1 protein-coding gene is annotated in these 1,232 nt (G+C 59.1%); it reads right to left on the reverse strand.

Translation table 11 applies throughout. The features are described 5' to 3' along the window. Positions 1-286 precede the first annotated feature (286 nt). Positions 287-1,232: glycosyltransferase (locus tag ABSH63_RS15730; RefSeq protein ID WP_352891060.1), on the reverse strand; the 946-nt coding region annotated here is incomplete at its 5' end.

A 1,232-nucleotide genomic window follows, 5' to 3' on the forward strand; every position in this document is an offset into this window, starting at 1 on the left:
TTGAGCGTCCGGACGATCTGGGTTTCAGTGAATTTGCTCCTGCGCATTGAAAGCCTCCTGGGGCGTGTAGTTTGCCCGGAGACCTCCAGTTATCCTTGGACCGAGTTTAGGGGGAGGCGACACTCCCAGTAGCTGTGCAGCCGTGGCGAAGGCCCGGTCAGCTCTCGATGGACACACGTTCGATGGCCCCGCTCACGGTCCTGGCCGGACACCAAACGAGGAAATGTGCGAATTCCCCGCGATCACCAACGGTCCGAGGTCAGCGCGGCGTCTCAAAAATCGCACCTCAGCCCCCAGACTTGGCAGCCGCCACCCCTCGAGTTACCTCGCTCCATGCATTCTTAACGAACATTCCCTGAAACATCTTCGGATCCGCGGCACGCAAATGCGCGGTGGCGCGCTGGAGAAAGTGATACAGCTTGGCATGGGGCGTGTAGACGATGGGCCGTCCAGCAATGTGCCGCACGGCGTCGCAGTACAACCGATCCGATCGATAGTGAGGGGCGATCTCGTGTTCCAGCAGCCCGACCTCGTCGAGTGTGCGCCGTGGGATGTACACGCAGAAAAACGCTGCGAAGCTCAGTGATACATAGCCGCGAGCAGGATCGAACAGTGGGTCGATGACGTTGTCGTGGTGTAGCGAGAGATTCACATCTGCCTCGCGGCAGGGATTCATCGCTGGATTGTGTGTCTGGATCGTCGGCGTGCCGGCCGGCAGCACCTGGCGCGGCACGACGAGTCCGGTCTGCGGCCAGTCATCGAGAACCTGTTGCAGCGCCTGTAGCCAGCCATCGGTCACGAGCGCGTCGTTGTTGAGTAGGACGATATCGGCGCTCGGATCGGCAGCTGCGATGCCCTGATTGGCTGCATAACTGAATCCGTAGTTATGTTCGTTCTGGATGACCTTGATGCCAGGCTCGCGTGCCAAATAGGTACGCACCGGTACCGAAGAAGCGTTGTCGACGACAATCAGCTCACAAAGCCCCTCGGTGAAGACTCGAACCGACTCAATGCACAACCGAAGGTAATCAAGGCACTCGAAGCTGGGAATGACGATACTCACCTTGCGCTGCGCCTTCGAACCGTAGGGACCGGCCCGACCATTCCCATAGCAGCTTGCTGAAAAACCGCGCGAAAGATCGCTGCCTACGGCCCGCGAATCGAAATTTGCGTGACGAAAAGAGAGGGGATGCCCCGTTGCGACGCGTATGCGCAGTTTGAGCGCTTGTTTT

Source organism: Sinimarinibacterium thermocellulolyticum (genome assembly GCF_040327995.1).
GTDB lineage: Bacteria > Pseudomonadota > Gammaproteobacteria > Nevskiales > Nevskiaceae > Solimonas > Solimonas thermocellulolyticum.